Source organism: Phytoactinopolyspora endophytica (assembly GCF_004138495.1).
GTDB classification, from domain to species: Bacteria; Actinomycetota; Actinomycetes; order Jiangellales; family Jiangellaceae; genus Phytoactinopolyspora; species Phytoactinopolyspora endophytica.
The window spans coordinates 323,867-332,775 of the sequence record NZ_ML142852.1; the positions used below are offsets into that span (position 1 = coordinate 323,867).

Genomic DNA, 8,909 nt, shown 5'->3' on the forward strand with positions numbered 1-8,909 from the left:
GATATGATCCGCCATGAACGCCTGACCGCCATGCTCCAGCTCCTCGCCGAACGAGGGTCGCTGAGCGTGGACGAGGCCGTGGAAGGACTCGGCGTGTCGCACGCGACGGTACGACGGGACTTCGATCACCTGGCCCAGCAGCAGCTGCTGTCCCGCACCCGCGGCGGTGCGGTGACCGCCAATGTCTCGTACGACCTGCCGTTGCGGTACAAAGCCGGTCAGCAGGCGTCCGAGAAGGAACGCATCGCGCAGAAGGTGGTCGAACTTCTGCGTCCCGGCTCGGTGGTCGGCCTGAACGGCGGCACCACGTTGACCCAGGTCGCGCGCGCCATCGCCTTGGACGAGCGTTTCCATCTGGAGGGCCAAGCCGAGGGTGTCACAGTGGTGACCAACGCACTCAACATCGCAAGTGAGCTGGTGGTCCGCCCGCACATCAAGGTGGTCGTGGTGGGTGGTGTCGCCCGGCACCGCTCGTATGAGCTCGTCGGACCGCTGGCCAGCCGCGTTCTCGACGTCATCTCCATCGATACCGCCGTCATCGGTGTGAACGCCATCCACCCCGAGAGGGGCGCGATGGTCTTCGACGAGGGCGAAGCCGGAATCAACGCCCAGCTCGCGGAGCGGGCCGAACGGGTGGTGGTCGCCGCCGACAGCAGCAAGATCAACCTTCGCGCGTTCACCATGGTGCTGCCGCTCAGCGGCATCGACGTACTGGTCACCGACCGCGGCGCGGACCCGGAGGCCGTCAAGCAGTTCGCCAACGCCGGCGTCGAGGTAGTGCAAGCGTAGGGGTCGCACCGGCCGGGGGCTCGTCGCCGGCCGCATCCGCGGCATGCCGGGTCTCCGGCTGCCGGCCAGCGCGAAGGACGGCCAACCGTCGTCCGCCTGGGCACCATCCGTGGTTCATCGAGGTTTAACGCAGCGGTCGTCGTTCGACCACTCTCTGATCACTGCATGAGCGGTTTTGCGTGAAATTATCACCAAACGATTGACAGCTCGCATGATCGACAGCACGATGACGACAACGTCGTCCGGTTACTCGACCTTCTCCATGGATCAGGCAAGGAGCATGACCATGACGACCACACACCTCACCCGCCGCCGCCTCAGCGCCGTGGCACTGACCTCGGGCATCGCGCTGCTCGCCGCAGCGTGCTCCCCCGGCTCTACCGACAGCTCCGGGCTACCGGACGAAGACCCCGACAACGCCATCGCCGAAGGACAGCACGAGGCGCCACAGCTGGCCGAGATGGTCGACGCCGGCGAGCTGCCTCCGCTCGAGGAACGCATTCCCGACGAACCGCTCGTCGTCGACGTGCTGGACGAGATCGGTGTGTACGGGGGCAGCTGGCGACGAGAGGTGTCCGACGTCACCGAGCTGGAGGCGACCGAGCGACGGCACATCGGATACGAGCGGCTCTACAACTGGACGCCGGAGTGGGAGGGTGGCACCGAGACCACCGAGAACATCGCCACCGGCGTCGACGTGAACGACGAGGGCACCGAGTTCACCTTCCATCTACGCGAAGGCATCAGTTGGTCGGACGGCGAGCCGTTCACCGCCGACGACATCGTCTTCGCGGTCGAAGACTTCTACTTCAACGAAGAGCTGCGAGGGGCCGCCGTCTCCGACCCCCGGCACCTGGAGAGCGGCGGACCGCCCGAGGTGGAGGCGGTCGACGACTACACAGTGACGTTCCGCTTCGACCAGCCGCACGGGCTGTTCCTCCAGGGCATCGCCGAGTGGGCCACCCAGGACCTGACCGCGCTCCCAAGGCACTACCTCGAACAGTTCCATCCCGACTACAACGAGGAGAACCTCGACGAACTGGTGCAGGAGTCTGGCCTGGGAAGCTGGATCGACCTCTTCCAGGACCGCGCCGATCCGATGCGCAACCCGGACCTGCCGGTGATCTACGCGTGGCAGGTCGTCGAGCCGCTCGGCGACAACACCCGCGTCACGTTCGAGCGCAACCCCTACTACTGGAAGGTCGATCCCGAGGGCAACCAGCTGCCCTACATCGACGAGCACATCGTCCAGCTGGTCGAGGACCAGGAGCTGATCAAGCTCGACGCCATGAACGGTGAGCTGGAGTTCCAGCACGTCGTCGGCGGCCCTGCCGATCGGGCGCTGATCATGGACAACGCGGAACAGGGCGGCTACCGGACGATCACCACCAACCCGGACCACATGAACACCATGGCCATCCATCTCAACCAGACCACACCGGACGAGACCAAGCGGGAGATCTTCCGGAACAAGGACTTCCGCATCGGACTCTCGCACGCCATCGACCGCGAGGAGATCATCGAGCTCGTCCACTTCGGTCAGGGGGAGCCCTACCAGATGTCGCCGTCGACGGAGCTCTTCTACGACGAGGAGCTGGCCACCCAGTACACCGAGTACGACGTCGACCTCGCCAACCAGTACCTGGACGACGCCGGCTACGAGGCGGACGAGAGCGGGCGCCGCATCGGCCCGGACGGCGAACCCATCTCGATCACCATCGACTACGCCAGCGACGTCACCGATTCCTGGGCCGACGCGCTCGAACTGGTCCAGGGCTACTGGGAAGAGGTCGGCATCGGGGTCGAGCTGAATGGTATGAACCGTTCGCTGCACACCGAACTGGTCCGCGAGAACGGCGAGCACGAGGCAACCGTCTGGACCGGGAGCGGCGGGCTGGTGCCGTTCATGCAGACCCACTGGTACTTCCCGTCGACGGCCGCCGCGGATTTCGGATCGGCCTGGGGCGACTGGTATATGAACCCCGACGACCCGAACGCGGAGGAGCCGCCCGAGGGGCCGCGCCGTCAGATGGAGCTGTACGACCAGATCAAGGCCACCGTCGACCCCGACGAGCAGGTCGAACTGATGCGGGAGCTGCTAGGCATCCTGAAGGACGAGTTCTACTCGATCGGCATCAGCACGCCGCCCGAGGGCATCGGCGTGGTGACCAACCGGATGCACAACGTGCCGGACCAGATGTACAACTCCACCTCTTGGCCGACTCCCGGGCCGACGAACACCGTCCAGTACTTCATCCGAGAGTGAGCGCGCCGATACCTGAAAGCCTGCCGGCAGCGGCCATCCCGCACACCGCGGATGTGGTCGGTGCCGGCGGCTCCGCGGACGTCCGTGCGACGGACCGTGCCCCGATCCCCGAGCTGAAAGACGTGTAGATGCTCAAATACATCGCCCGTCGGCTGCTGATGATGATCCCGACGCTGTTCCTGATCTCGCTGGCGTCGTTCTTCATCATCCAGCTGCCGCCGGGCGACTTCCTGAGTACGTACGCGGCCGGCATGAGCGCCCAAGACGCCGACGTCGCCCGGGAGACACTCGAGGGACTCGAACAGCGCTACGGCCTCGACCAGCCGTTCCACGTCCAGTACTGGCGCTGGGTCTCGAACATCGTCTGCTGCGGGGACTTCGGACAGTCGTTCGAATGGAACCGGCCGGTCTCCAGCCTGATCTGGGACCGGCTGACCCTGACCATGCTGCTGGCCATCGTCTCCACCCTGTTCACCTGGTTCGTGGCGTTCCTGATCGGGACCTACACGGCTGTCCGGCAGTACTCCGTCGGCGACTACTTCTGGACGTTCGTCGGCTTCATCGGCCTGGCCACCCCCAACTTCCTGCTGGCTCTGGTGCTGATGTGGGTGTCCTTCCGATACTTCGGGCAGAGCGTGGGCGGCCTGTTCTCGCCCGAGTACGAGAGCGCGCCGTGGAGCGTCTCGCGGGTTCTGGATCTGTTCCAGCACATGTGGATCCCCGTGGTCGTCATCGCGACCGCGGGCGCGGCCAGCACCATCCGGGTGATGCGTGCCAACCTCCTCGACGAGTTGCACCGCCCGTACACGACGACGGCCCGGGCGAAGGGCATGAAGGAGTGGAGGCTGATCGCGAAGTATCCCGTGCGGCTGGCCCTGAACCCGTTCATCAGCACGGTCGGCTGGACGCTCCCGACCCTAGTCTCCGGCGAGATCATCGTGTCTGTCGTGCTCAACCTGCCGACCACCGGACCATTGCTGCTTCGGTCGTTGGAAAGCCAGGACATGTACCTGGCCGGCAGCTTCATCCTGATGCTGGGCGTCCTCACGCTCATCGGCACGCTGTTGTCCGACATCCTGCTGGCCTGGTTGGACCCACGGATCCAGTACGAAAAGGCGGGAAGCCGATGACGCACGTCGAATCGACCCCCGTAGCGGAGCCGGAGCCAGAGCGGCCAGACCAACCGGCCGAGACCGCGCCGGAAGCCGCCGGCTCCGGCTCGGGACGCAAGCGGAACGGCTCCACTGTCTACACCGCCTCGCAATGGCGGCTGATGTGGTGGCGGTTCCGCAAGCACAAGCTGGCGATGGCCGGCGCGATCTTCCTCATGCTGGTGTATCTGGTGGTGATCTTCGCCGAGTTCTTCGCGCCGTTCCACCCCTCCGACCACAACGGCGCGTACCAGCACGCTCCCCCGCAACGCGTCCACCTCTTCGAGGAGACCGACGACGGCACCCGGTTCAATCCGCACGTCAAGGGCTACCACTATGAGGAGGACGAGGAGACGTGGCGGCGCACCTACGTCACAGACGAGGACCAGATCTACCCGATCGGCTTCTTCGTCAGTGGGCCGGAGTACAAGCTGTTCGGCCTGATCACGACGGACATCCACCTGTTCGGCCCGAAGGATCCAGAGGCGCCGATGTATGTCCTCGGAGCGGACCGGATGGGGCGCGACATTCTGAGCCGGGTGATCTACGGCACCCGGATCTCGATGTCGATCGGGCTCGTGGGGGTGGTTCTGGCGCTGGTGCTCGGCGTCGTCCTCGGTGGCATCTCCGGTTACTTCGGCGGCTGGATCGACTCGGCGGTGCAACGAGTCATCGAGTTCGTCCGCTCGATCCCCGAGATCCCGCTGTGGATGGCCCTGACGGCCGCCCTGCCTCGATCATGGTCACAGGTGCAGATCTACTTCGGCATCACGGTGATCCTCTCGATCATCGGCTGGACCACGCTCGCCCGGGTGGTACGTGGCCGGTTCTTCTCACTGCGGGAGGAAGACTTCGTCACGGCCGCCGTGCTCGACGGGGTGAGCAAGCGACGGATCATCTTCCGGCACATGATGCCGTCGTTCACCAGCCACATCATCGCCGCCGTCACGCTGGCGATTCCCGCGATGATCCTGGCCGAGACGGCACTGAGCTTCCTCGGCCTCGGTCTGCAGGAGCCGACCGTGAGCTGGGGCGTCCTGCTACGGGAGGCGCAGAATATCCCCTCCATCGCACATACACCGTGGGTGTTGATCGTGCCCGGGTTCGCTGTGATCAGCACCGTGCTGGCGCTGAACTTCATGGGCGACGGCTTACGCGACGCTGCCGACCCCTACAACCGATGATTGGTACCGCAGATGGCGACAGAGACCGTCCAGACGCCGGCGACACCAGAGCTCGCCGACGACTCCTTGCTCTCGGTACGAAACTTGCGCACCCACTTCCCCCTCGATCAGGGGCTGGTGAAAGCGGTCGACGGCGCAAGCTTCGAGATCCGCAGGGGCAAGACACTGTGCGTCGTCGGGGAGAGCGGCTGCGGCAAGAGCGTCACGGCCCGGTCGATCCTGCAGATCGTGGAGCGACCAGGCCGAGTCGTCGGAGGCGAGCTGGTGTTCCGTCAGACGCCTCGAACCCCGGACGGCCAGCCTGATCGGGCACGGCAAGGCCAGGAACAGATCATCGACCTGGCCAAACTGAACCCGAAAGGCGCCGCGATGCGTGCCATCCGTGGCCGCGACATCGCCATGATCTTCCAGGAGCCGATGACGTCACTCAGCCCTGTGCACACGATCGGCAACCAGATCGTCGAGGCCGTCCACCTGCACGAGAACGTGTCCAAGCGGGAGGCGAAGGACCGGGCGATCGAGGTACTGCGGCGCGTCGGAGTGCCACGGCCGGAGCAGCGGTTCGACTCCCACCCGTTTCAGCTCAGTGGCGGTCTGCGACAGCGTGCCATGATCGCGATGTCGCTCGTCTGCAATCCTGCGCTGCTCATCGCCGACGAGCCGACGACGGCGCTCGACGTCACCACACAGGCCCAGATCCTCGAGCTGATGCGCGAGCTGCAGGCCGACTACGGCATGGCGATCATGTTCATCACGCACGACCTCGGCGTCGTCGCGGAGATGGCCGACGACGTCGCGGTGATGTATCTGGGCACGGCCGTCGAGCGTGGCGACGTCGCATCGGTCTTCCACGATCCGCAGCACCCGTACACCAAAGCGCTGCTGCGGTCGATCCCGAAGGTCGGTGTCGGCACCCAGACACGGATGCTCGCTGCCACCGGCGCGGAACCGGCGGAGCCACCCGCCGCGGCCCGGCTAAGACTGGACACCATCCGCGGAATGGTCCCGGACCCGTACAACAGGCCCAACGGGTGCCCCTTCCACAACCGCTGTGACGACATGATGCCCGGCATCTGTGACCAGGTCACGCCGCCGTCTATCGAGTTGGGCGAGCGCCGTGAGGTGCGCTGCCTGCTGCATGACACGACGGTGAGCCACCCGCCGGCCGACCGCGACGCACCAGGTGGCGGGGGAGACGAAGCGGTGCCGCTCGAGACACCACGGGTCGTCGCCGGGGACGGAGACACCGTCCGCCCGGCGGCGAGCTCGGACGGCATGACGCAGGGCACGGAACGGACGGTCCTGCTCGATGTTGAGGACCTCCAGCTGCACTTCCCGATCCGCCAAGGCTTCCTGCGCCGGACGACCGGCCACGTGCGCGCCGTCGACGGCGTGAGCTTCTCCATCTCCGAGGGCGAGACACTGGGGCTCGTCGGAGAGTCGGGCTGCGGGAAGACGTCGACAGGCCGCTGCATCGTGCGCTCACACGACCCGACCGGCGGACGGGTTCTGTACCGGGGCAACGGCTCCGACGCTGTCGACGTCGCTCAGCTGGAAGGGTCACAGCTGAAGCCGTACCGGCGCCAGACCCGGATGATCTTCCAGGACCCGCAGTCGTCGCTGAACCCAAGGATGACCTTGCGGGACATCATCGGCGAGCCGCTACGAGCGCACGGACTCGCGGCCGGTAGCGAGCTCGAGGACCGGGTGGGCGAGCTGCTGCGCGACGTCGGCTTGCGGCCCGAGTACATGAGCCGGTACCCGCACGCGTTCTCCGGCGGGGAGCGCCAGCGGGTCGGGATCGCCCGCGCGCTGAGCCTCGACCCGCGGCTCGTCGTCGCCGACGAGGCGGTCTCCGCCCTCGACGTGTCGGTCCGGGCGCAGATCCTCAACCTGCTCCAGGACCTGCAGTCGGAGCACCAGCTGACGTACCTGTTCATCTCGCATGATCTGTCCGTCGTCGAGTATCTGTGCGACCGGGTTGCGGTCATGTACGTAGGCAAGATCGTGGAGGTGGCCGACACCGCCACGTTGTACGCGCGCCCTCGGCATCCCTACACCGAAGCGCTCCTGTCCGCGGTGCCGAAGCCGAATCCCGGCCAACGGGACCGGCGTGAGCGGATCGTGCTGTCCGGCGACGTCGCCGACCCGTCCGACCCGCCCAGCGGCTGCTACTTCCACCCGCGGTGCCCGTACGCCCGCCCCGTGTGTGCCGAGGAACAGCCGTCACTCCGCGATGTCGGTGACGGCACCACCGTCGCGTGTCACTTCGCCGAGGAGCTCGGCCTCCGAGGCGTGACCAGTGCGTCCCCGGACCACGTACACGGAGAATGACGTCATGACATGGACCAACGAGGCAGCGATCCGGCGATGGGGAGCCATGCCCCGTGCCGCGCTTGAACAGACAAAGCACGATGGAGACCTCGCCAAGCGGCACCTGGTAAACCCGGTCCTTCTGCGCATGCTCGGTGATGTCCGCGGGCTACGGGTCCTGGATGCCGGCTGCGGAAATGGTTACCTAAGCCGAATTCTGGCGGAGCGCGGCGCCCGCGTGGTCGGCGTGGAGCCCGGTCAGGCGCTGTACGAGTTCGCTATGGAGAAGGAAACAGAGCGGCCGCAGGGAATCCGATACGTCAGCGCCGATCTGTGCGACCTTCCTGACTTGGAAGGACCGTTCGACGCGGTTGTGGCGAGCATGGTGCTGCCCGCGATACCGGATTGGCGGAGCGCGATGCGCGCCTGCGTAGAGGCGCTGGCGCCAGGTGGCACCTTCGTGTTCAGTGTCAACCACCCGTGCTTTGAACAGCTCTGGCCGTCGTGGCGTGAACACGGCGAGTACCGCACGCGCGAGTACCTAGCTGAGTATGAGATCGATGGCCTGCACGGCGTGGACTTCCATAGGACGCTCTCTACATATCTCAACGAGCTGGTCGGGTTGGGTTGCCGGCTCCGAGAGATCGCCGAACCTGGTCTAGATCCAGAGGTTGCCGCGACCGGCCCGCAGGGAATCGAAGCCTATGCTCACATGCCCAACTTCATGCTCGTCTCAGCTGAACGGAACTGAGGGACGCAGCGGCAGACCAGCGAACGTCACGGTGACATCTGAGTGCCGTCAGCGAGGCAGACGGACCTTGGGGAGGCGGGAGCGGAAGGTCGACGGCGGGATCCCGAACACCTCTTTGAACCGCCGGGAGAAGGCGAACTCGTCGGAGAATCCGAGCTGATGTGAGATCTCACGGATGGTCCAACCGCCGTGCTGGAGCAGTCGGGCGGCCTCGTCCATACGCCGCCGCGTCCGCCAACGGCCAGGCGACTCTCCGGCGATCGCGGTGAACCGCTTGCGAAACCGGTCGTACGGCATCGCGACAGCGTCCGCGACACCCTCCAGGCTCAGTCCCGGTTCGCGGGCCAGGAGCAGGCACGCCTCATGGAACCACGACGACGCCGACGGCGCCTCACTCTCGACGCGTGCCGCGGCCAGCAGCTGCTGCAGGCGCGACAGCTCGACGAGCGCCGATC

General features: G+C 66.1%; 8 protein-coding genes. 7 read left to right on the plus strand and 1 reads right to left on the minus strand.

Annotated elements, in window-relative coordinates; genetic code table 11:
- Positions 1-3 precede the first annotated feature (3 nt).
- From ELR45_RS09915 to ELR45_RS09940, 7 genes are all read left to right on the plus strand, one after another.
- Positions 4-789: a DeoR/GlpR family DNA-binding transcription regulator gene (locus ELR45_RS09915; protein WP_165367639.1), complete on the plus strand. Its 786-nt coding sequence runs from the start codon at positions 4-6 to the stop codon at positions 787-789.
- A gap of 286 nt (positions 790-1,075) precedes the next feature.
- A complete protein-coding gene (locus ELR45_RS09920; RefSeq protein ID WP_129665541.1) occupies positions 1,076-3,055 on the plus strand; it encodes an ABC transporter substrate-binding protein in 1,980 nt (659 codons plus the stop codon).
- Positions 3,052-3,183, plus strand: a complete 132-nt coding sequence (locus tag ELR45_RS42050; protein ID WP_276320662.1) for a hypothetical protein — start codon at positions 3,052-3,054, stop codon at positions 3,181-3,183. The genes ELR45_RS09920 and ELR45_RS42050 overlap by 4 nt, the downstream gene beginning before the upstream one ends.
- A complete protein-coding gene (locus ELR45_RS09925) occupies positions 3,184-4,185 on the plus strand; it encodes an ABC transporter permease (protein ID WP_129665543.1) in 1,002 nt (333 codons plus the stop codon). It begins immediately after the preceding gene.
- The gene (locus ELR45_RS09930; RefSeq protein WP_129665545.1) at positions 4,182-5,390 is read left to right on the plus strand and encodes an ABC transporter permease; all 1,209 of its coding nucleotides are present in this window, start codon (positions 4,182-4,184) and stop codon (positions 5,388-5,390) included. Before ELR45_RS09925 ends, ELR45_RS09930 begins: the two co-directional genes overlap by 4 nt.
- Before the next feature lie 12 nt (positions 5,391-5,402).
- Positions 5,403-7,724, plus strand: a complete 2,322-nt coding sequence (locus tag ELR45_RS09935; protein ID WP_129665547.1) for an ABC transporter ATP-binding protein — start codon at positions 5,403-5,405, stop codon at positions 7,722-7,724.
- Positions 7,725-7,728: 4 nt separating this feature from the next.
- On the plus strand, positions 7,729-8,454 hold the full coding sequence (locus tag ELR45_RS09940) for a class I SAM-dependent methyltransferase (protein ID WP_129665549.1): 726 nt from the start codon (positions 7,729-7,731) through the stop codon (positions 8,452-8,454).
- 48 nt (positions 8,455-8,502) lie between these two features.
- Here the strand turns inward: ELR45_RS09940 and ELR45_RS37345 are convergent.
- Positions 8,503-8,909 (minus strand): helix-turn-helix transcriptional regulator (locus tag ELR45_RS37345; protein ID WP_205856311.1); only part of this gene is annotated, 407 nt, incomplete at its 5' end.